At 72.7% G+C, this 20,512-nt stretch carries 17 protein-coding genes and 1 pseudogene; 10 read left to right on the forward strand and 8 right to left on the reverse strand.

The window, feature by feature from the left end; genetic code table 11:
- Positions 1–73: 73 nt before the first annotated feature.
- Positions 74–730, forward strand: a pseudogene (locus tag IE287_RS39395) (MFS transporter); the annotation flags it as partial.
- A gap of 444 nt (positions 731–1,174) precedes the next feature.
- On the opposite strand, the gene IE287_RS09325 reads toward IE287_RS39395, so the two are convergent.
- On the reverse strand, positions 1,175–1,792 hold the full coding sequence (locus tag IE287_RS09325) for a HEAT repeat domain-containing protein (protein ID WP_189848453.1): 618 nt from the start codon (positions 1,790–1,792) through the stop codon (positions 1,175–1,177).
- A 354-nt stretch (positions 1,793–2,146) separates the two neighbouring features.
- Between IE287_RS09325 and IE287_RS09330 the strand changes: the two genes are divergently transcribed.
- The 9 genes from IE287_RS09330 to pssA all read left to right on the forward strand — a co-directional run bounded on the left by IE287_RS09330 (position 2,147) and on the right by pssA (position 13,111).
- The gene (locus IE287_RS09330; RefSeq protein WP_189848454.1) at positions 2,147–3,928 is read left to right on the forward strand and encodes a 3-hydroxyacyl-CoA dehydrogenase family protein; all 1,782 of its coding nucleotides are present in this window, start codon (positions 2,147–2,149) and stop codon (positions 3,926–3,928) included.
- A 100-nt stretch (positions 3,929–4,028) separates the two neighbouring features.
- On the forward strand, positions 4,029–4,880 hold the full coding sequence (locus tag IE287_RS09335; protein WP_189848455.1) for a TetR family transcriptional regulator: 852 nt from the start codon (positions 4,029–4,031) through the stop codon (positions 4,878–4,880).
- 420 nt (positions 4,881–5,300) lie between these two features.
- Positions 5,301–6,638, forward strand: a complete 1,338-nt coding sequence (ccrA, locus tag IE287_RS09340; protein WP_189848456.1) for a crotonyl-CoA carboxylase/reductase — start codon at positions 5,301–5,303, stop codon at positions 6,636–6,638.
- A gap of 10 nt (positions 6,639–6,648) precedes the next feature.
- Positions 6,649–8,718 (forward strand): ethylmalonyl-CoA mutase, encoded by a 2,070-nt coding sequence (locus tag IE287_RS09345; RefSeq protein WP_189848457.1) that lies wholly within the window; start codon positions 6,649–6,651, stop codon positions 8,716–8,718.
- Positions 8,715–9,686, forward strand: a complete 972-nt coding sequence (locus IE287_RS09350; protein WP_189848458.1) for an HpcH/HpaI aldolase/citrate lyase family protein — start codon at positions 8,715–8,717, stop codon at positions 9,684–9,686. The genes IE287_RS09345 and IE287_RS09350 overlap by 4 nt, the downstream gene beginning before the upstream one ends.
- A 4-nt stretch (positions 9,687–9,690) precedes the next feature.
- Complete coding sequence (locus IE287_RS09355; protein WP_189848459.1) at positions 9,691–10,215, forward strand: MaoC family dehydratase; 525 nt, start codon at positions 9,691–9,693, stop codon at positions 10,213–10,215.
- A 2-nt stretch (positions 10,216–10,217) separates the two neighbouring features.
- Positions 10,218–11,423 carry an acyl-CoA dehydrogenase family protein gene (locus IE287_RS09360; protein ID WP_189848460.1) on the forward strand — a complete coding sequence of 402 codons (1,206 nt, stop codon included), beginning with the start codon at positions 10,218–10,220 and terminating at the stop codon, positions 11,421–11,423.
- 169 nt (positions 11,424–11,592) lie between these two features.
- On the forward strand, positions 11,593–12,249 hold the full coding sequence (locus tag IE287_RS09365) for a phosphatidylserine decarboxylase (protein WP_189848461.1): 657 nt from the start codon (positions 11,593–11,595) through the stop codon (positions 12,247–12,249).
- Entirely contained in the window at positions 12,242–13,111 is an 870-nt protein-coding gene (gene pssA / locus IE287_RS09370) for a CDP-diacylglycerol--serine O-phosphatidyltransferase (protein ID WP_189848644.1), read from the forward strand. The genes IE287_RS09365 and pssA overlap by 8 nt, the downstream gene beginning before the upstream one ends.
- Before the next feature lie 75 nt (positions 13,112–13,186).
- Here pssA and IE287_RS39285 read toward each other — a convergent pair whose 3' ends face one another.
- The 7 genes from IE287_RS39285 to IE287_RS09405 all read right to left on the reverse strand — a co-directional run bounded on the left by IE287_RS39285 (position 13,187) and on the right by IE287_RS09405 (position 20,388).
- The gene (locus IE287_RS39285; RefSeq protein WP_189848462.1) at positions 13,187–14,173 is read right to left on the reverse strand and encodes a GNAT family N-acetyltransferase; all 987 of its coding nucleotides are present in this window, start codon (positions 14,171–14,173) and stop codon (positions 13,187–13,189) included.
- 51 nt (positions 14,174–14,224) lie between these two features.
- A complete protein-coding gene (locus tag IE287_RS09380) occupies positions 14,225–15,319 on the reverse strand; it encodes a winged helix DNA-binding domain-containing protein (RefSeq protein WP_189848463.1) in 1,095 nt (364 codons plus the stop codon).
- Positions 15,320–15,380: 61 nt separating this feature from the next.
- Positions 15,381–16,649, reverse strand: a complete 1,269-nt coding sequence (locus IE287_RS09385) for an ABC transporter substrate-binding protein (RefSeq protein WP_189848464.1) — start codon at positions 16,647–16,649, stop codon at positions 15,381–15,383.
- A complete protein-coding gene (locus IE287_RS09390) occupies positions 16,646–17,731 on the reverse strand; it encodes a branched-chain amino acid ABC transporter permease (protein ID WP_229883361.1) in 1,086 nt (361 codons plus the stop codon). Before IE287_RS09390 ends, IE287_RS09385 begins: the two co-directional genes overlap by 4 nt.
- Positions 17,724–18,614 (reverse strand): branched-chain amino acid ABC transporter permease, encoded by an 891-nt coding sequence (locus tag IE287_RS09395; protein WP_189848465.1) that lies wholly within the window; start codon positions 18,612–18,614, stop codon positions 17,724–17,726. Before IE287_RS09395 ends, IE287_RS09390 begins: the two co-directional genes overlap by 8 nt.
- The gene (locus IE287_RS38425) at positions 18,611–19,534 is read right to left on the reverse strand and encodes an ABC transporter ATP-binding protein (RefSeq protein WP_268254973.1); all 924 of its coding nucleotides are present in this window, start codon (positions 19,532–19,534) and stop codon (positions 18,611–18,613) included. Before IE287_RS38425 ends, IE287_RS09395 begins: the two co-directional genes overlap by 4 nt.
- Positions 19,531–20,388: an ABC transporter ATP-binding protein gene (locus IE287_RS09405; protein WP_189848466.1), complete on the reverse strand. Its 858-nt coding sequence runs from the start codon at positions 20,386–20,388 to the stop codon at positions 19,531–19,533. Before IE287_RS09405 ends, IE287_RS38425 begins: the two co-directional genes overlap by 4 nt.
- Positions 20,389–20,512: the final 124 nt, after the last annotated feature.

Here is a 20,512-nt window from a genome sequence, read left to right on the forward strand (position 1 = left end):
GCGCCGCACCTTCGGCGCCGCCCTGCTCGGCCGGCTCTCCAACGGGACGGCCCCCCTCTCCCTGCTGCTCTCCGTGAAGGCGACGACCGGCTCGTACACGACCGCCGGCACCGCGCTCGCGGCCTTCGGGCTCGCCTCCGTGGTCCTGTCGCCGGTCCGGGCCGCGCTCGTCGACCGGCACGGCCCCGGCCGCGCCCTGCCCCCGCTCGTCCTCCTGTACGCGGTGCTGCTCGCCGCCCTCGCCGCGGTCTGCGCCCGGCCCCACACCCCGGACGCCGTCCTGACGGCGCTGGCCGGGGCGGCCGGCACCGCGACACCGCCGCTGGGGCCGGTGATGCGCGCGCTGTGGAGCCGGCAGCTGACCGACCGGGACCTGCTGCGCCGGGCGTACAGCCTGGACACGGTCGCGGAGGAACTGCTCTTCGTCTCGGGCCCGTTGCTGGTGGGCCTGGTGCTGCTCGCGGCCACCCCGCCGGCGGGCCTCGCGCTGAGCGCGGTCCTGGTCCTGACGGGCGGCCTGCTCTTCGTCTCCTCGCCGCTGACCCGGTCCGCCCCGGGCGCGGCGACGGCCCCCGCCCCGGAACCCGCCCCCGGTCCCTCCGGCGGGGGCCCCTCACCGCGCGGTCTGCGGCGGGCGACGGCCGGGGCGGCCGCCCTGGGCCTGTGCCTGGGGGCGGTGGAGCTGCTGGTGGTGGCCTTCGCGGACGCGGCCGGACGGCCGGGGCTGATGCCCTGGGCGCTGGCGGCGCTCTCCGCGGGCAGCGCCGTCGGCGGCCTCGTCCTCGGCGCCGTGCCGTGGCGGGGCTCCCTCGCCTCCCGGCTCACGGTCCTCGGGCTCGCTCTCGGCGCGGTGCTGGGGGCGACGGGACTCGCCCCCCATCCGTACGTCCTGGTCGCCGGGATGGCGCTGGGCGGCCTCTTCGTGGCCCCGGTGCTGACCACCGCCTATCTGCTGGCCGACGAGTCCGTCGGGGCGGAGCGCCGCACCCGGGCCGGCGCCCGGGTCAACACGGCCTTCAACGCGGGCACCACGGCCGCGACCGCGGGGGCGGGCCTGCTGGTCGACCGGCTCCCGCTCGCCGTCTGTTTCGCGCTGGCGGCGCTCCCACCCGTCCTCGCCGGGCTCGCCGGGGTGCCCGGCGGTCTCCGGCGGGTCGTCGGCGCGGGCGGCCGGTCAGACCGCGGGGCCGCCGAGGAGGGTCAGCGAGCGCTCGGCGGCGCGGCCGAGCCGGGGGTGCGGGAGGGCCGCCTCGAGGACGTCCCGGGCCAGCGGGTCGCCGAGCGCGCCGAGGCCCTCGACGCAGGCGAGTCCGACCCGCCAGTGGGGGTCGCCGGCCACCAGCCGGCGCTCCAGCACGGCGACCAGGGCGGGGACGGACTCGGGCGCGCGTAGGTCGGCGAGGAGCCGCACCGGCAACAGCGCGTAGGCGGCGCGGAGTTCGTTGGTGGCGAGGGCGGCGGCGGCCCGGGCGGTGCGCGGGTCGCCGAGCCGGACGAGGGCGTGGGCGGCGGTGACGCACCGCTCGGGGTCCCGGTGGTTGAGGAGGAGCACCAGGGCCTCGAAGGCGCGGGGGTCGCCGGCCGTGCCGAGCCGGTAGGCGGCGATCTCGCGGGTCCAGAGCGGCTGCCCGGGGGCGGTGAGCAGGCCGTGGAGTTCCTCGGGATCGGTGGTGCGGGCGAGTTCTCCGAATGCGGCGGGAACACTTCCCTCCGTGTTCTCGATCTCGTCCCGCAATCGATCGATCATCGAGCAGAATTCGGGATCGTCGGAGATTCCCTCGGGCTTTTCCATGAATCCGAGGCTATCCGCGATCCACATCACATTTTCCCGACTTCCCAGGACTGGCGCGCTCGTTACCCGCCGGTTAATCTCAAGTGAGCGGGGAACCCCCGCACTTCTCGCCGCGGCCTGGTGACGCAGCCGCGGCGGGCGCTGGTCGGTTCGGCAGTTCTCGGCGTGGCTCAGGGACAGAGCCTTCGCCCCCTCTTTTCTCCAGGCCCCCGCCGCCGTGCGCCGGGGCCGCATCTCCGTACACCGCGGCGCCGCATCCCTGCGGCGGACCGCGCCCCCGGCATTTCCCGCGCCCCTCTTCTTTCCGCGCGCGCACCGCCCTCAGTCGTCACTCTTCCTCCCAGGAGTCCCCTGATGGACACCCCTCTCTCCACCATCGCCGTCGTCGGTCTCGGCACCATGGGCACCGGCATCGCCGACGTCCTCGTCCGGGCCGGCCGCGAGGTCGTCGGCATCGACGTCAGCGAATCCGCGGCCGGCCGGGCCGTCGCCGCCCTGGAGGCGTCCACCGCCCGCGCGGTGGCCCGTGAGCGCATCACCGAGGAGGAGCGGCAGGACGCGCTGGCGCGCTTCCGCGTCTACTCGGACCTCCAGGCCGCCGCCGCGGCCGACCTCGTCATCGAGGTGGTCCCCGAGTCGTACGAGACCAAGCAGGAGGTGTTCCGGGCGCTGGACGGGATCGTCCGGCCGGACGCCATCCTCGCGACCGGCACCAACGCCCTCTCCGTGACCCGGCTCGCCGCCGACTCGGCGCACCCGGAGCGCGTCCTCGGCCTCCACTTCTTCGCGCCGGTCCAGGCGATGAAGCTGGTCGAGGTGGTCTCCTCGGTGCTGACCGACCCGCGGGCGGTGGACGCGGTCACCCGGCTGGCCCAGGACCTCGGCAAGGAGCCGGTGGCGGTCGGCGACCGGGCCGGCTTCATCGCGGACGGGCTGCTCTTCGGCTACCTGAACCAGGCCGCGGCCATGTACGAGGCCCGCTACGCCTCCCGCGAGGACATCGACGCGGCGATGAAGCTGGGCTGCGGCCTGCCGATGGGCCCGCTGGAGCTGCTCGACCTGGTGGGCATCGACACCGCCCGTACCGTCCTGGACGCGATGTACCAGGCCTCCCACGACCGTCTGCACGCCCCGGCGCCGATCCTCAGGCAGCTCTCCGAGGCCGGTCTGACCGGCCGCAAGGCGGGCCGCGGCTTCTACTCCTACGCTGCGCCGGGCTCGGCCGAGAAGGTCGCCGACGCGCTGACCCCCGACGCGTCGGGCCCGGGCGGGGCGGGCCGCGAGGTCCGCTCGGTCGGCGTGGCCGGCTCGGGCACGATGGCCTCCGGCATCGCCGAGGTCTTCGCCAAGGCCGGGTACGACGTCGTCCTCGCCGCCCGCTCGCAGGAGAAGGCGGACGCGGCCAAGGCCTACATCGCGAAGTCGCTGGCCCGCTCGGTCGACAAGGGCCGGATCACCGGGGAGGCCCGCGACCAGACGCTGGCCCGGATCACGCCGGCCGGTTCGCTGGACGCCTTCGCCGAGGTCGACCTGGCCGTCGAGGCGGTCGCCGAGGACCTGGGGATCAAGCAGGAGCTCTTCGCCCGCCTGGACAAGATCTGCAGGCCGGGCGCGGTGCTGGCCACCACGACCTCCTCGCTGCCGGTCGTGGCCTGCGCCCGGGCCACCTCCCGCCCGCAGGACGTCATCGGGATGCACTTCTTCAACCCGGCGCCGGCGATGAAGCTGGTCGAGATCGTCCGTACGGTCCTGACCGCCGACGACGTGCACACCACCGTCCGCGAGGTCACCGCGAAGATCGGGAAGCACGGGGTGGACTGCGGCGACCGGGCCGGCTTCATCGTCAACGCGCTGCTGTTCCCGTACCTGAACAACGCGGTCAAGATGGTCCAGGAGCACTACGCGACCCTGGACGACGTCGACACCGCGATGAAGCTGGGCGGCGGCTACCCGATGGGGCCGTTCGAGCTGCTGGACGTGGTCGGCCTGGACGTCTCGCTGGCGATCGAGAAGGTGCTGCACCGCGAGTTCCGCGACCCGGGCCTGGCCCCGGCGCCCCTCCTGGAGCACCTGGTGGCCGCCGGCTGCCTCGGCCGCAAGACGGGGCGCGGCTTCCGCGAATATGCCCGGCGCTGAGCCCACCGAGCCTCGGCGGGGGTGGGGCGGGCTCCTGGAGCCCGTCGGCGGCCCGCCCCCGCAGGCGCGTCTTCCTGCACCGATGCAGTACGTTCGGGTCATGCCCAAGGCCGTGAAGACACCCCGTGCCACCTCTCCGTCCGACGCTCAGGAGAGCGCGGCGGGGACCCGTGCCGCCGCCCAGCGGCTCAAGATGCGGCGGGAGCTGGCGGCCGCCGCGATGGAGCTCTTCGCGACGAAGGGGTACGAGGCCACCACGGTCGACGAGATCGCGGCGGCGGCCGGGGTGGCCCGGCGGACCTTCTTCCGCCACTTCCGGTCCAAGGAGGAGGCGATCTTCCCGGACCACGACGACACGCTGGTGCGCGCGGAGGCGGTGCTGAACGCGGCCCCGCCGCACGAGCACCCGCTCGACACCGTGTGCCGGGGCATCAAGGAGGTCATGAAGATGTACGCGGGCTCCCCCGCGATCTCCGTGGCCCGCTACCGGCTGACCCGCGAGGTGCCGACGCTGCGGGAGCGCGAGATCGCCTCGGTGGCCCGCTACGAGCGGCTCTTCACCCGCTACCTCCTGGGCCACTTCGACGAGCGCGACCACCACGACGGCAACGACGACCCGCTGCTGGCCGAGGTGGCGGCCTCGGCGGTGGTGACCGCCCACAACCACGTGCTGCGCCGGTGGCTGCGGGCCGGCGGCCAGGGCGACGTGGAGACCCAGCTCGACCACGCCTTCGCGATCGTCCGCGAGACCTTCGGCACGGGCATAGGCGCGGGCCGTCCGGCCCCCTCCTCCGCCCCTCAGGCGCAGTCCGGGCCGGCCGCCCCGGAGCCCGCCGCGGCACCTCCGGCGCGGGTCTCGACCACGGGTGACGTGGTGGTCGCCGTGGCCCGCACCGACGCTCCGCTGGACGAGGTCATGCGGACGATCCAGAAGGCGCTCACGAAGGGCTGAGGCCCCCTTCTCCCCCAGCTTCGAAGGTCCGCGACGAGGGCCGCCCCCGGTTTTCCGGGGGCGGCCCTCGTCGCGTTCTCCCAGCTCAGAGGGGCATTCGATCGATCATCGCTCATCCGTGAGCACCATTTTGCATCTGAGAGAAATTGTTGGCACGCAGTGCCTTGTCACGTGACACGCGGTGCCATACGTTGATGTTGTCCGGGCGGCCGGAGCGCAGCGAAACCCCGCGTTCCGGCTGTCCCCACAGCCCTACGGCCGTGCGCCCGGACGCCTGCGTCACAGGCAACCCTCGCGCCCCACACCGGCGCCGCCACAGCACCACCCGAGCCGAACCGACGGCACACCTCCACAGCAGCAGCACTCCCCGACGTATCCCTCAGGCGTCCGCTCCCGGACGCTCTTTGCCGGAGGCACACCGTGAAGGAAATCCTGGACGCGATCCAGTCGCCGGACTCCACTTCCGCCGACTTCGCGAACATCAAGCTCCCCGAGTCGTACCGGGCCGTCACCGTCCACAAGGACGAGGCGGAGATGTTCGCCGGGGTCGAGAGCCGCGACAAGGACCCCCGCAAGTCGCTCCACCTCGACCACGTGGCCCTGCCCGAGCTCGGCCCGGGCGAGGCGCTCGTCGCCGTCATGGCCTCCTCGGTCAACTACAACTCGGTCTGGACCTCGATCTTCGAGCCCGTCTCGACCTTCGGCTTCCTGGAGCGCTACGGGCGCCTCTCCGAGCTCACCAAGCGCCACGACCTGCCGTACCACGTCATCGGTTCCGACCTGGCGGGCGTCGTGCTGCGCACCGGCCCGGGCGTCAACGCCTGGCAGCCGGGCGACGAGGTCGTCGCGCACTGCCTCTCGGTCGAGCTGGAGTCGTCCGACGGCCACAACGACACCATGCTCGACCCCGAGCAGCGCATCTGGGGCTTCGAGACGAACTTCGGCGGCCTCGCCGAGATCGCGCTCGTCAAGTCCAACCAGCTGATGCCGAAGCCCGGCCACCTCAGCTGGGAGGAGGCGGCGGCCCCCGGCCTCGTCAACTCCACCGCCTACCGCCAGCTGGTCTCCAACAACGGCGCCGGCATGAAGCAGGGCGACAACGTCCTCATCTGGGGCGCCAGCGGCGGCCTCGGCTCCTACGCCACCCAGTTCGCCCTGGCCGGCGGCGCCACCCCGATCTGCGTCGTCTCCTCCCCGGAGAAGGCCGACATCTGCCGCACCATGGGCGCCGAGGCGGTCATCGACCGCAACGCCGAGGGCTACAGGTTCTGGAAGGACGAGAACACCCAGGACCCGCGCGAGTGGAAGCGCTTCGGCTCCAAGATCCGCGAGCTGACCGGCGGCGAGGACATCGACATCGTCTTCGAGCACCCGGGCCGCGAGACCTTCGGCGCCTCCGTGTACGTCACCCGCAAGGGCGGCACCATCACCACCTGCGCCTCCACCTCGGGCTACATGCACCAGTACGACAACCGCTACCTGTGGATGTCGCTGAAGCGGATCATCGGCTCGCACTTCGCCAACTACCGCGAGGCGTGGGAGGCCAACCGCCTGATCGCCAAGGGCAAGATCCACCCGACCCTCTCCAAGACGTACACCCTGGAGCAGACCGGCCAGGCCGCCTACGACGTCCACCGCAACCTGCACCAGGGCAAGGTCGGCGTCCTCGCGCTCGCCCCCGAGGAGGGCCTCGGCGTCAGCAACCCCGAGCTCCGCGCCCAGCACATCGACGCCATCAACCGCTTCCGGAACATCTGAGGTCCCGAAGATGACTGAGCGCCAGAAGGACCGGCCGTGGCTCATGCGGACGTACGCCGGTCACTCGACCGCCGAGGCGTCCAACGAGCTGTACCGGCGCAACCTCGCCAAGGGGCAGACCGGCCTGTCGGTCGCCTTCGACCTGCCGACCCAGACGGGCTACGACCCCGACCACGTCCTCGCCCGCGGCGAGGTCGGCCGGGTCGGCGTCCCGGTCTCGCACCTCGGTGACATGCGCCGGCTGTTCCAGGACATCCCCCTGGAGCAGATGAACACCTCGATGACGATCAACGCCACGGCGATGTGGCTCCTGGCGCTCTACCAGGTGGCGGCCGAGGAGCAGGGTGCGGACATCACCAGGCTCCAGGGCACCACGCAGAACGACATCGTGAAGGAGTACCTGTCGCGCGGGACGCACGTCTTCCCGCCCGGCCCCTCGCTCCGCCTCACGACGGACATGATCGCGTACACGGTCAACAACATCCCGAAGTGGAACCCGATCAACATCTGCAGCTACCACCTGCAGGAGGCGGGGGCCACTCCGGTCCAGGAGATCTCGTACGCGATGTCCACCGCCATCGCGGTCCTCGACTCCGTCCGCGACTCGGGGCAGGTCCCCGAGGAGCGGTTCGGCGAGGTCGTCGCCCGCATCTCCTTCTTCGTGAACGCGGGCGTCCGCTTCATCGAGGAGATGTGCAAGATGCGCGCCTTCGGCCGCATCTGGGACACGATCACCCGCGAGCGGTACGGGATCGAGGACGCCAGGCAGCGGCGCTTCCGCTACGGCGTCCAGGTCAACTCGCTCGGCCTCACCGAGGCCCAGCCGGAGAACAACGTCCAGCGGATCGTCCTGGAGATGCTGGCCGTCACCCTCTCCAAGGACGCCCGCGCCCGCGCCGTCCAGCTCCCCGCCTGGAACGAGGCCCTCGGCCTCCCCCGGCCCTGGGACCAGCAGTGGTCGCTGCGCATCCAGCAGGTCCTCGCCCACGAGTCCGACCTGCTGGAGTACGAGGACATCTTCGCCGGCTCCCACGTCGTCGAGGCCAAGGTCGACTCCCTCGTCACCGAGTGCCTCGCCGAGATCGACCGGATCCAGGAGATGGGCGGCGCGATGGCCGCCGTCGAGTCCGGCTACCTCAAGGCCCAGCTGGTCTCCTCGCACGCCGAACGGCGCGCCCGGATCGAGTCCGGCGAGGACAAGATCATCGGCGTCAACGTCTTCGAGACGACCGAGCCGAACCCGCTCACCGCCGACCTCGACACCGCGATCCAGACCGTCGACCCGGCCGTCGAGGCCCGCGTCGTCGGCGCCGTCTCGCGCTGGCGCGCCGAGCGGCAGGAGTCCACGGACCGCCAGGGCAACGGCGACCCGTTCGTCTTCCCCACCACCCAGCAGGCCCTGGAGGGGCTCAAGGACGCCGCGCGCGGCACCGAGAACCTCATGGAGGCCACCCTGGAGTGCGCCCGCGCCGGCGTCACCACCGGCGAGTGGGCCGGGGCGCTGCGCGAGGTCTTCGGCGAGTACCGCGCCCCCACCGGCGTCTCCTCGGCCCCGGTCGCCGTGCCGGCCGAGTCCGGCTCCCCGCTGGCCGAGGTCCGCCGCAAGGTCGACCGCACCGCCGAGGACCTGGGCATCGGCAAGCTCCGCTTCCTGGTCGGCAAGCCGGGCCTCGACGGGCACTCCAACGGCGCCGAGCAGATCGCCGTCCGGGCCCGAGACGCCGGGTTCGAGGTGGTCTACCAGGGGATCCGGCTCACCCCGGAGCAGATCGTGGACGCCGCCCTGGAGGAGGATGTGCACGCCGTCGGTCTGTCGATCCTCTCCGGCTCGCACGCCCAGCTCGTCCCGGACGTCCTGGACCGGCTCAAGCGGGCCGGCGCCACCGACATCCCGGTCGTGGTGGGCGGGATCATCCCGAACGCCGACGGCGAGGAACTGCGCCGCGCGGGCGTCGCCGCGGTCTTCACACCGAAGGACTTCGGCATCACGGAGATCATCGGCCGTATCGTCGACGAGATCCGCAAGGCCAACAAGCTCCACCCCCTAGAAGCAACTGCCCGTACGGAGGTCCCCGCATGACCAGCGCTTCCCCTGTGAACCGGCTGCGCCCCCGCCGCTCCTGCCTCGCGGTGCCCGGCTCCAACCCGCGCTTCCTGGAGAAGGCCCAGGGCCTCGCCGCCGACCAGGTCTTCCTCGACCTGGAGGACGCCTGCGCCCCGCTGGCCAAGCCCGACGCCCGCCACACCATCGTGAAGTTCCTGAACGAGGGCGACTGGACCGGCAAGACCCGCGTGGTCCGCGTCAACGACTGGACGACCCACTGGACGTACCGCGACGTCGTCACCGTCGTCGAGGGCGCCGGCCAGAACCTCGACTGCATCATGCTGCCGAAGGTCCAGGACGCCCAGCAGGTCGTCGCCCTCGACCTGCTGCTCACGCAGATCGAGAAGACCATGGGCTTCGAGGTCGGCAAGATCGGCATCGAGGCGCAGATCGAGAACGCCCAGGGCCTGACCAACGTCTACGCCATCGCGCAGGCCTCCCAGCGCGTCGAGACGATCATCTTCGGCCCGGCCGACTTCATGGCCTCCATCAACATGAAGTCCCTGGTGGTCGGCGAGCAGCCGCCCGGCTACCCGGCGGACGCCTACCACCACATCCTGATGAGCATCCTGATGGCCGCCCGCGCCAACAACCTCCAGGCGATCGACGGCCCCTACCTCCAGATCCGCAATCAGGAGGGCTACCGCGCGGTCGCCCAGCGCGCCGCCGCCCTGGGCTTCGACGGCAAGTGGGTGCTCCACCCGGACCAGGTCGCCGCCGCGAACGAGATCTTCTCGCCCTCGCAGGAGGACTACGACCACGCCGAGCTGATCCTCGACGCGTACGACTACTACACCTCCGAGGCCGGCGGGAAGAAGGGCTCCGCGATGCTCGGCGACGAGATGATCGACGAGGCCTCCCGCAAGATGGCCCTGGTCATCTCCGGCAAGGGCCGCGCCGCCGGCATGCAGCGCACCAGCACGTTCGAGATCCCGGAGGCGTAGCGCCATGCAGTTCGGACGTACCTATGAGGAGTTCGAGGTCGGTGCCGTCTACAAGCACTGGCCCGGGAAGACGGTCACCGAGTACGACGACCACCTCTTCTGTCTGCTCACCATGAACCACCACCCGCTGCACATGGACGTGAACTACGCGGAGAACACGACCGACTTCAAGCGGAACGTGGTGGTCGGCAACTACATCTACTCGCTGCTGCTCGGCATGTCCGTGCCGGACGTCTCCGGCAAGGCCATCGCCAACCTGGAGATCGAGTCGCTGCGGCACGTGGCGCCGACCTTCCACGGCGACACGATCTACGGCGAGACGACCGTCCTCGACAAGACCCCGTCGAGGTCGAAGACCGACCGCGGGATCGTGTACGTCGAGACCAAGGGCTACAAGCAGGACGGCACCCTCGTCTGCGTCTTCCGCCGCAAGGTGATGGTCCCGACCGCCGAGTACATCGACGCCCGCGGCGGCGAGCAGCCCGGCCGCCCCGAGCTCATCGAGCCTTCCAAGAAGTCGGAGAAGTAGCCATGGCGCGACTCGCCCAGACCCACGGTCTGACCGATGTCCAGCAGGAGATCCTCGCCACCGTGCGGGACTTCGTCGACAAGGAGATCATCCCTGTCGCGACCGAGCTGGAGCACCGCGACGAGTACCCCCAGCGGATCGTGGACGGGCTCAAGGAGCTCGGCGTCTTCGGTCTGATGATCCCCGAGGAGTACGGGGGCCTGGGCGAGTCGCTGCTCACCTACGCGCTCTGCGTGGAGGAGATCGCCCGCGGCTGGATGTCCGTCTCCGGCATCATCAACACGCACTTCATCGTGGCGTACATGCTGAAGCAGCACGGCACCCGGGAGCAGAAGGAGTACTTCCTTCCGCGGATGGCGGCCGGCGAGACGCGCGGCGCCTTCTCGATGTCGGAGCCGGGTCTCGGCTCGGACGTGTCGGCCATCACGTCGAAGGCGGTGAAGGACGGCGACGCGTACGTCCTGAACGGCCAGAAGATGTGGCTGACCAACGGCGGCACGTCAACGCTGGTCGCCGTCCTCGTCCGAAGTGACGAAGGCCACCCCGAGGGGACCGCGCCCCACAAGTCGATGACGACCTTCCTCGTCGAGAAGGAGGCCGGCTTCGGCGAGGTGCGCCCCGGCCTCACCATCCCGGGCAAGATCGACAAGATGGGCTACAAGGGCGTCGACACGACCGAGCTCATCATGGACGGCCTGCGGATTCCGGCCGATCGGGTCCTCGGCGGGGTCACCGGGCGAGGGTTTTACCAAATGATGGACGGCGTCGAGGTCGGCCGCGTGAACGTCGCGGCCCGCGGTTGCGGCGTCGCCCAGCGTGCCTTCGAGCTGGGCGTCCAGTATGCCCAGCAGCGTCACACTTTCGGAAAGCCCATCGCCCAGCACCAGGCGATCCAGTTCAAGCTGGCCGAAATGGCTACCAAGGTCGAGGCCGCCCATGCGATGATGGTGAACGCAGCACGCAAAAAGGACTCCGGGGAGCGAAACGACCTCGAAGCAGGGATGGCGAAGTACCTCGCCTCCGAGTACTGCAAGGAGGTCGTGGAGGATGCCTTCCGTATCCACGGCGGCTACGGGTTCTCGAAGGAGTACGAGATCGAGCGGCTCTACCGCGAGGCGCCGATGCTGCTCATCGGCGAAGGTACCGCCGAGATCCAGAAAATGATCATTGGTCGCCGGCTCCTGGAGGAGTACCGCTTCCAGGGCTGATTGTCGGCTTTGAGTCGGTTGGGCCGCGAAGAAGATCACACCCCGTGTTCGTCTTCCGGCCGTCGACTCGGTTCCTGGCTTGCCCAGTTGCGCCCCGCAACCGATAGCATCGCCGGAAAGCCGCCGTCCCCCGTTGCCAGCGCGGCATCATCCGCTACGAAGGTCATCCATGCCCCACAGCCCAAACTCTGCACACCGCGACACCCTCAAGGGCGCACGCATCGCACGCGGAGCATCGCCGTGGCTTCTGCCGACCGTCGCCACGGCGGCGCTCAGCCTCGCGCGCTCCGGCCGCTCGAAGCGCGCCCGGGCAATCGCCGTGCCGACCACCGCGCTCGCGGCCGGCATGCTGTGGTTCTTCCGCGACCCCGAGCGCGAGATCGCTCAGGGCCGGGTCATCTCCCCCGCCGACGGCGTGGTGCAGAGCATCATGCCGTGGAAGGACGGGCGCACCCGGGTCGCCATCTTCATGAGCCCGCTGAACGTGCACGTCAACCGTGCGCCGCTGGCCGGCACGGTGACCTCGGTGGAGCACGTCCCCGGCGGCTTCGTCCCGGCCTTCAACAAGGAGTCCGAGAACAACGAGCGCGTCGTCTGGCACTTCGACACCGAGCTCGGTGACATCGAGATGATCCAGATCGCGGGTGCCGTGGCGCGACGCATCGTGCCGTACATCCCGCAGGGGACGAAGGTCGAGCAGGGTGACCGGATCGGCCTGATCCGCTTCGGCTCGCGGGTCGACATCTACCTTCCGGAGGGTGTCGAGGTCGCCGTCGAGGTGGGACAGGTCACGACCGCGGGGGTGACTCGCATTGACCGTGATTGATCCCGACACACGAGCCGCCGACTGGGTCGCCGAGGCCGAGGCGGCCGAGGAGGCGGAGGAGATGCCGCTGTCGCTGAGGCTGTCCATAGCGGACGCCCTCACGCTCGGTAACGCCACGTGTGGCTTCATGGCGGTGTACTTCACCACCACGGGCATCCTCATCCCGCACCTCACCGGCAGCTCGGAGACCGGGATGGCGCGCAACAGCGCCGCCACCGCGGTGATACTGATGCTGTGTGCGGCGATCTTCGACCTCTTCGACGGCATCGTGGCGCGCAAGCTCCGCAGCTCGCCGATGGGCGCGGAGCTCGACAACCTGTCGGACCTGATCAGCTTCGGTCTGGCCCCGGCCTACTTCGTGCTCGTCTACGGCATGGTCGCGGACGACGCGCAGCAGAAGGTCTCGGCGGTCGCCGCGATCGTGGTGCTGCTCGCGGTGGTGCTGCGGCTCGCGCGGTTCTCCTGCGTGACGATGAAGGACGGCATGTTCCAGGGCATGCCGAGCCCCTTCGGCGCGCTGACGGTGGTCTCGATCATCCTGCTGGAGCTGCCGTTCATCCCGACGCTGCTCGCGATCATCGGCACGGCGTGGCTGATGGTGAGCCGGGTCGAGTACCCGAAGCCGCGGGGCGTCCTCGCCGCGGCGATGCTCAGCTGGATCGTCGGAGCCATGGCCATGCTGGCCGCCTGGGCCTTCGACGCCCCGGGCGGGCAGTTCCTGCTCCAGACCGGCTGCGCCCTCCAGGTCGTGCTGGGCGCCGTGATCCCCCTCTTCGCGACGGCCCGCCGCGTCAACACCTTCCGCGGCAACCGGCGGGAGAGCCGGGAGGCACGGCAGGCGGAGGCGGCGCAGCTGCGCTGACCCCGCCGCCACGGACGGACCGAAGGGCCCGGAAGCATCCGCTTCCGGGCCCTTCGGCATGCCGGGGGCCGGACGTCACCCCAGGAGCTTGTAGTAGAGGGTGGTGGCCCGCAGGACGCCCTCCGGGTCGGCGGCGTACGCGGGGATCGTGCCGGCCGGGGTCCAGCCGGCGCCCCGGTAGAGGCGCTCGGCGGGGCTGTCGGTCTGGGTGTCCAGGACCAGGAGGGTGAGGCCGGAGGCGGCCGCGTGGGCCTCGGCCGCGGCCAGGAGGCGGCGGCCCAGGCCCCGGCCGCGGGCCGAGCGGTGGACGAGCAGCCGGGCGACCTCGCCCCGGTGGCGGCCGTTGGCGGTGTCGGTGCGCAGGAGGGTGACGGCCCCGGTGACGGTGCCGTCCGGGCCGAAGGCCGCCCAGACGTCCCGGGTGCCGGCGGCCCCGGCCCACCAGGCGGCCGCCTCGGCCCGCTCCAGGGGGGCCCGGAAGCCGACGGAGGCTCCGCCGTCGACGGCGTCCACCAGGAGCTCCGCGAGCCCGCCCGGGGCGTGCGCGCGGACCTCCCCGGGGGTGAGGAGTCCGATCCGGTCGCCGGGTTCCAGCCGCTTCTCCAGGCAGACCAGACCGGGACGGTCGTCCCAGGGGGCGGCGGGCTCGAAGCCGAGCCCGCGGTAGAGGGCGAGGGGGGCCTCCCGCCACTCCCAGACCGTGAGCCGGACGGACCGCGCGCCGGCCGCGGCGGCCCGGCGCAGCGCCTCGCCCATCAGCGCGCCGGCGAGGCCGCGTCCCCGGGCCGCCGGCTCGACCCACAGCCGCTTGACCTCGGGCACGGCTCCGGCCTTCAGGACGAGGCATCCGTCCGGCCGGTCCGTCCCCGGCGCGGTGGCGAGCAGCACCGTGTCCGCGGCGAAGGCCGCGGCGGGGGCCTCGGTCTCGGCGCGGTGTCCGTCCGGCAGTCCGGCGGGGCCGGTCACCGCCGCGCCCTTCTCCGCCTCGGTGGCGAGGTGGTAGGCGGTGAGCAGGGCGGGCAGCCGGGGGTGTGCGGCGTTCTCCTCGATGAGCACGTTCATGGCCGGAGCATCACACCGTGAGGTTTCCGGCGTGTGACGCGGCCGGGCGGCTCAGGGCTCCTCCACGCGGACGCGGTCGCTCGCGCGGTCGGTGAGGAAGGAGGCCAGGGCGGCGCCCTCCCCGGTCACGTCGGCGCGCTCGGCCCGGGTGAGGGGGCGGAGCGGGGTGACGGCGAGGACGGACTCGCGCAGGGTCCAGGTGGCGGAGACCCGGCCGTCCACCAGGACGACGCGCTCGCCGGCGACGGAGAGTCCGCGGTGGGCGTCGTCGATGATCCGGCTCCGGTCCTGGTAGCCGAGGATCGCGTTGTCGAAGGCGGGCAGGAACCGCACGGGGGCGGGGGTGCCGGGGTCGGGTCGGGGCGCGTCGGGGAGGTCGAGGAGCTCGCGGCCCCGCTCGTCGCGGAAGGAGACGAGCTCGTCGCGGACGGCCTTGACGGCGGCGGGCAGGCCCGTGAGCCCGCACCAGGCGCGCAGGTCGGCGGAGGAGGCGGGTCCGTGGGCGGCGAGGTAGCGGCGGACCAGGGTCCGGCCGACCGGGTCGGTGTCGTCCTCGGGGAGCGGCGGGACCTCGCGGCCGAGCCAGGCCGCGAGGGTCTGGTTGTGGACCCCGGCCCGGGCGCCCCACAGGCCGCGCGGAGGCAGCTGGACCATCGGGATCACGCCGGCGACGAGGAGTTCGCCGAGGGCCCGGCGGGGCGGTCCGGGCCACCGGTCGGCGACGGCCTCGACCAGTTCGGCCATGGTGCGGGGCGCGCCGTCGGCCATCACGGCGCGGCCGGCGGCGGCCAGCTCCTCCGGGTCGACCCCGGCGAGCTCGGCCCTGTAGGTGGTGAGGACGCGGCCCTGGAGCATGGTGCCGTGGCGGGCGCGCCAGGCCAGGGCGTCCTCGGCGGTGACGAGGTGGACGGTGCGGCGCATCAGGTGGGTGCGGACGACCCGGCGTCCGGTGAGCAGCTCGTCCAGGGCGCCGGGCCGGAAGTCGCGGATCCGGGACCAGAGTCCGGTGAAGGGCTCCTGGGGCTCCTGCGCCTGGAGGCCGCAGAGGTGGGCGACGACGTCGTGGGCGGGGGCGTCGGTGCGGTCGAGGAGGAACTGGCGGGCGAGGGCGGCGCGGCCCAGGGCGCGGGCGTCGAGGACGGTCATGCCCGCCACGCTCCCACGGAAAGAGGACGGTTCCCGTCCTCTTTCCGTGCGGCTCCCCGGTTCAGGGGGTGTAGTTCTTCGCCGCCTCGGAGACGAAGGGCTGGCGGACCGTGCGCATGCCGCCGGGGACCTTCTTGTCGGGCTGGATGACGACGGACTGGCGGGACGACGGGGACTTCGGGTCGCTGAAGTCGTGGGTCATGCCGAAGCCGGGGTCGTGGGCGCTGAGGATGAGGAGCGCCTTGGCGACCCCCTCCCGGGTGAGGTCCTCGTGTTCGCACGCCTTCTTCAGGATCTCGCCGAAGGCCGTGGCGGCGGTCCAGCCGGCGACGACGCCGTTGTCGAGGCCGTCGTCGGGGTAGGCGGCCGCGTAGTCGGCGGCGAGCTTCCGGGCCGCCGGGGTGTCGGCGCCGATGGGGAGGCTCGGGGAGGCGAACCAGTACATCTTCTCCAGGGCCGGGCCGGCCTGGGTGCCGAGCAGCTGCGGGGCGAAGGCGGAGTTGTTGCCGACGACGGGGACCCGGAGGCCGGTCGCGGCGGCGACGCCGACCAGGGAGGCGGCCTGGCGGGGTCCGGCGCTGACCAGGACCGCCTTGACCCCGGCCTGCTTGAGGGCGGCGACCTGCGCGGACATGTCGTTGTCGGTGGGCTTGATCTTCTGCTCGACGACGGTCAGGCCGGCCTGCTCGGCGGCGTACTTCGAGCCCTTGAGCGCGTTCTCGCCGTAGTCGCCCTCGAAGTAGACGTGCCCGAGCCGGTCGCCCTTCTTCAGGCCCTTCTCGGTGAGGAGGAAGTCGACCGCGTTGATCGTCTCGACGTCGTAGGTGGCGCCGAGGACCCGGATGTACGGGGAGCCGAGCAGCGAGGCCGACCAGGCCTGCGGCATGATCAGGCCCTTGTCCTGGCCGTCGACGCGCTGCTTGACGGCGGCGACGAACGGGGAGCCGATGAACTGGGCGTAGCCGACGACCTTCGGCTCCAGCTCGGTGTAGGCGGCGAGCGCCTTCTGCGGGTCGTAGCCGTGGTCGCGGACGGTGAGCTCCAGCGTGCGTCCGCAGATGCCGCCGGCGGCGTTGGTCTGCTTCACCCACAGCTGCTGGGCCTGGGTGACGCTCTTGCCGAGGGTGGCGTACACGCCGGTCATGTCGGTGAGCGCGCCCAGCGCGATGGTGGTGTCGGTGACGCCCTCGCCGGTCTTCACCCCGCCCGCGCCGGTCTGCTTGCCGTCGCCGGTCTTCGCCTTGGAGCTGCATCCGGCGGCGGTGAGCGCGACCAGCGTCGCGAGCGCCGCGGCGAGGCCCCGCACGGCCGCCTGTCGTCTGTGCTTCATCGAGTCTCCCCTGAGGGTCGGTGGATGGGGGTTCGCGCGACGAGCCTCGCGAGGCCGCCGGGCAGGAAGAGGACGACGCCGACGACGGCGGCGCCGTAGAGGTAGCGGGCGGCCTCGCCGGGCGCGATGCCGCCGGTGCCGGGGGCGGAGACCAGCGGCAGGCCCTCGGCGTACCGGTTCAGGACCTGCGGGAGCAGGGCGACGAAGACGCCGCCCGCGACGGCTCCGGCGACGGATCCGAGCCCGCCGATGACGATCATCGCCAGGTACTCCAGGGAGAGCGCCATGCCGAAGTACTCGGGCACGGTCCGCTGGAAGACCAGGGCGAGCAGGACGCCGGCCAGGCCCGCGTACATGGAGGAGAGGACGAAGACGGCGGCCCGGTGCCGGGCGACCGGGATGCCCAGGACCCCGGCGGCGATCCGGTGGTCGCGGATGGCGTTCATGGCGCGCCCCGGGCGGCCGCGGAGCACTCCGCGGGCGAAGAGCACCCCGCCGGCGAGCAGCGCCAGGCCCAGGTACCAGAGCTTCTCGACGGCGCCGAACGGCACCTGGGCGACGAGGAGTTCGGTGTCGTCGAAGGTGAGGCCGAAGAGGTTCAGGGGCGGGACGGCGCGCCCGTTGTAGCCGCCGGTGAGGCCGTGGGCGTTGAAGAGGACGTGCTGGCCGATGAAGATCAGCGCGAGGGTGGCGATGCCGAGGTACGCGCCGTGCAGCCGGCCGGCGATGGGGCTGAAGAGCCCGCCCGCGAGGCCCGCCAGGCCGACGGCGAGGACGGCGGCGAGCCAGCCCGGCAGGCCGAGGCCGGCGAGTCCGTCGGTGCCGTCGCCCGCGAGGGCGCAGTAGCCGTAGGCGCCGACGGCGAGGAAGAAGGCGTGGCCCATGGAGAGCTGGCCGGTGGCGCCGGTGAGGAGGTTGATGCCGATGGCGCCGATGGCGGCGGCGATGGCGAAGAGGCCGGCCTGGAGCCAGAACCGCTCCAGGTAGAAGGGGAGGGCGAGGAGGACGACGACGCCGGCGCCGCCGAGGCCGGCGGCGGCCCGCCGGTACGCCTTCGCGGGGGTCCCGGGACGCTCAGACACGGGCGAGCTCCTTCGTGCCGAAGAGGCCGGCCGGGCGGATCAGCAGCACCACGACCATCACCAGGTACGGGGCGAGGTCGCCGATCCCGCGCCCGAGGAAGGCCAGGTCCGACTGGTAGCCGGTGGCGAGGGACTCGACGACGCCGACGATCAGTCCGCCGGCGAGCGCGCCGGTGGTGGAGTCGAGGCCGCCGAGGATCGCGGCGGGGAAGGCCTTGAGGGCGGCGAGCGAGGTGCCCCGCTCCAGGCCGGGGGTGGGGAAGACGGTGAGGAAGAGCGCGGCGACGGCGGCCAGTGCCCCGGCGACCGCCCAGGCGCCCAGCGAGACCCGGCCGAGCCGGACGCCCATGAGGGCGGCGGTCTCCTGGCTCTCGGCGGCGGCGCGCATGGCCACGCCCCAGGAGGTGTGCCGGAAGGCGAGGAGGAAGGCGGTGATGAGGAGGCCGGCGGCGAGCAGCGCGGCGATCCGGGTCTCGGCGATCGTCACCGGGCCGAGGGTGACGACCGCGTCGCCCCACGGGTCGCCGAGGGCGAGGATGTCGGTGCCGATGCGGCGGGTGAGTTCGGTGGCGAGCAGGATGTCGACGCCGATGGTCACGATGGCCAGGACGCTGTGGTCGGCGCCCCGGTGGCGGCGCATCACGAGGAACTCGACGGCGGCGCCGACGACGGCCGCGCCGGCGACCCCGGCGGCCAGCGCGGGCCAGAAGCCGAGCGGTTCGTGGAGGACGGCGACGAAGTAGCCGCCGGCCAGGAGCAGCGAGGCGTGGGCGAAGTTGACGACCTCCGTGGCGCGGAAGATGACGACGAAGCCGAGGGCGATGAGGGCGTAGACGGAGCCCAGGGAGAGCCCGTTGATGAGGAACTCCGCGAAGGTGCTCACGCGGCGGTCTCCTCTCCGAGGTAGGCGCGGACGACCGCCGGGTCGTTCTGCACGTCGGCGGGGCGGCCGTCGGCGATGCGGCGGCCGAATTCGAGGACGGTGACGGAGTCGGCGAGCCGCATGACCAGGCCCATGTCGTGCTCGACGAGGAGCACGGAGATGCCGAGTCCGTCGCGGACGCCCGCGATGACGGCGGCGGTGCGGCGCCGTTCGTCGGCGGTCATGCCGGCGACCGGTTCGTCGAGGAGGAGCAGGGTGGGCTCCATGCAGAGGGCGCGGGCGAGTTCGGCGAGCTTCTGCTGTCCGTACGGGAGCGAGCCCGCGGGCTTCGCGAGCTGGTCGCCGAGGCCGACGAAGTCCGCGATCTCGCGGACGCGGGCCCGGTGCCGGGCCTCCTCGCGGGCGGCGGACGGCAGCCGGAGCCCGGCGGCGAGGAAGCCGGTGCGGGTGAGCCGGTGGCGGCCGAGCATGAGGCTGTCCTCGACGGTGGCGCGGGGCGGCAGGGCGAGGTTCTGGAAGATCCGGCCGACGCCGAGGTCGGCGATCCGGTGCGGCGGCAGCGCGGTCAGCTCGTGCGGGCCGAGCCGCACGGAGCCGGAGGTGGCCCGGTAGACCCCGGAGAGCACGTTGAAGCAGGTGGACTTCCCGGCGCCGTTGGGCCCGATGAGGGCGTGCACGGTCCCGGGCCGGACGGTGAAGTCGACGGCGTCGAGGGCGGTGAGTCCGGCGAAGCGGACGGTGAGCCCGGTGACGGTGAGGGCGGGCACGTCGGGGCGGACGCCCGGCGCGGCGGGCGCGGCGGCCGTCCGGTCCTCGCCGGGCGCGGCGGCCGGGTCCGGGCCGGCCGGGGCGCGCGGGGCGGGGACGGCCGGGCGGTCCGGTCCGTCCGGGGTGCCGGCCGGCGGTGGGGCGGTGCTCATCGGGTCTCCTTGCGGCGCGGGGCGCGGGCGGGGACCCGGGCCTCTGCGTCCCAGCGGGACAGGACGGGGTGGGCGGCCCGGGCGCGTTCGGCGTCCTCGGCCGCCGCGGCGTCGACGACGCCGAGATACCGGCGGCGGACCTCGTCGGAGGCGGCGAGTTCGGCCGCCGGGCCGGAGAGGGTGACCTCGCCGACCTCCAGGACGTACGCGTGGGAGGCGAGCCGCAGGGCGAGCGCCGCGTTCTGCTCGACGAGCAGCACCGCCGTGCCCTGGGCGTTGATCTCCCGGACGGCGTCCGCGATCCGGGCCGCCATCAGCGGGGCGAGCCCGAGCGAGGGCTCGTCGAGGAGGAGCAGCTCCGGGGCGGCCATCAGCGCCCGGCCGACGGCGAGCATCTGCTGCTCGCCGCCGGAGAGCAGCCCCGCGGGCTGCCGGGACCGTTCCGCGAGGACGGGGAACAGCTCGTGGACGCGGCGCAGGGCGGCGGCCTTCGCGGCGCGGTCGCCGCGCCGGGCGAGGCCGCCGGCCCGCAGGTTGTCCTCGACCGTCATCCGGGCGAAGACCTGCCGCCCCTCGGGGACCTGGCAGACGCCGGCGGCCACCACCCGGTCGGGCGGCAGCCCGTCGAGCGGCCGGCCGGCCGCGGTGACCGTGCCGGAGACCACGGCCCCGCCGTGGAACCTCAGGGTGCGCGAGACCGCCCTCAGCAGTGTGGACTTGCCGGCGCCGTTGCCGCCCAGGACGGTGACGACGGCGCCCGCGGGCACGGTCAGCGACACGCGTCGCAGCGCGTGCACCGGTCCGTATCCCGCCGTCAGATCCGTCACCGTCAGGGCGGGTGCGGTACCTCCCATGACTCCCCTTCCGGGCCGCCTTGTTACTCGGCCGTGTTACTCGGCCGTTCGGTGGCGCTCACCCCAGCACCGCGCCGGACCGCCCGTCCACGTCCGGCGGCACAAACGCTGCCGGTGACCAGCG

It is taken from the genome of Streptomyces omiyaensis, assembly GCF_014650895.1.
Lineage (GTDB): Bacteria > Actinomycetota > Actinomycetes > Streptomycetales > Streptomycetaceae > Streptomyces > Streptomyces omiyaensis.

Bases quoted from the DNA above. Each gene is read 5' to 3' on its own strand.
- IE287_RS09325 (WP_189848453.1), bottom strand. From the start codon at position 1,792: ATGGAAAAGCCCGAGGGAATCTCCGACGATCCCGAATTCTGCTCGATG.
- IE287_RS09330 (WP_189848454.1), top strand. From the start codon at position 2,147: ATGGACACCCCTCTCTCCACCATCGCCGTCGTCGGTCTCGGCACCATG.
- IE287_RS09335 (WP_189848455.1), top strand. From the start codon at position 4,029: ATGCCCAAGGCCGTGAAGACACCCCGTGCCACCTCTCCGTCCGACGCT.
- IE287_RS09345 (WP_189848457.1), top strand. From the start codon at position 6,649: ATGACTGAGCGCCAGAAGGACCGGCCGTGGCTCATGCGGACGTACGCC.
- IE287_RS09350 (WP_189848458.1), top strand. From the start codon at position 8,715: ATGACCAGCGCTTCCCCTGTGAACCGGCTGCGCCCCCGCCGCTCCTGC.
- IE287_RS09355 (WP_189848459.1), top strand. From the start codon at position 9,691: ATGCAGTTCGGACGTACCTATGAGGAGTTCGAGGTCGGTGCCGTCTAC.
- IE287_RS09360 (WP_189848460.1), top strand. From the start codon at position 10,218: ATGGCGCGACTCGCCCAGACCCACGGTCTGACCGATGTCCAGCAGGAG.
- IE287_RS09365 (WP_189848461.1), top strand. From the start codon at position 11,593: ATGCCCCACAGCCCAAACTCTGCACACCGCGACACCCTCAAGGGCGCA.
- IE287_RS39285 (WP_189848462.1), bottom strand. From the start codon at position 14,173: ATGAACGTGCTCATCGAGGAGAACGCCGCACACCCCCGGCTGCCCGCC.
- IE287_RS09380 (WP_189848463.1), bottom strand. From the start codon at position 15,319: ATGACCGTCCTCGACGCCCGCGCCCTGGGCCGCGCCGCCCTCGCCCGC.
- IE287_RS09385 (WP_189848464.1), bottom strand. From the start codon at position 16,649: ATGAAGCACAGACGACAGGCGGCCGTGCGGGGCCTCGCCGCGGCGCTC.
- IE287_RS38425 (WP_268254973.1), bottom strand. From the start codon at position 19,534: ATGAGCACCGCCCCACCGCCGGCCGGCACCCCGGACGGACCGGACCGC.
- IE287_RS09405 (WP_189848466.1), bottom strand. From the start codon at position 20,388: ATGGGAGGTACCGCACCCGCCCTGACGGTGACGGATCTGACGGCGGGA.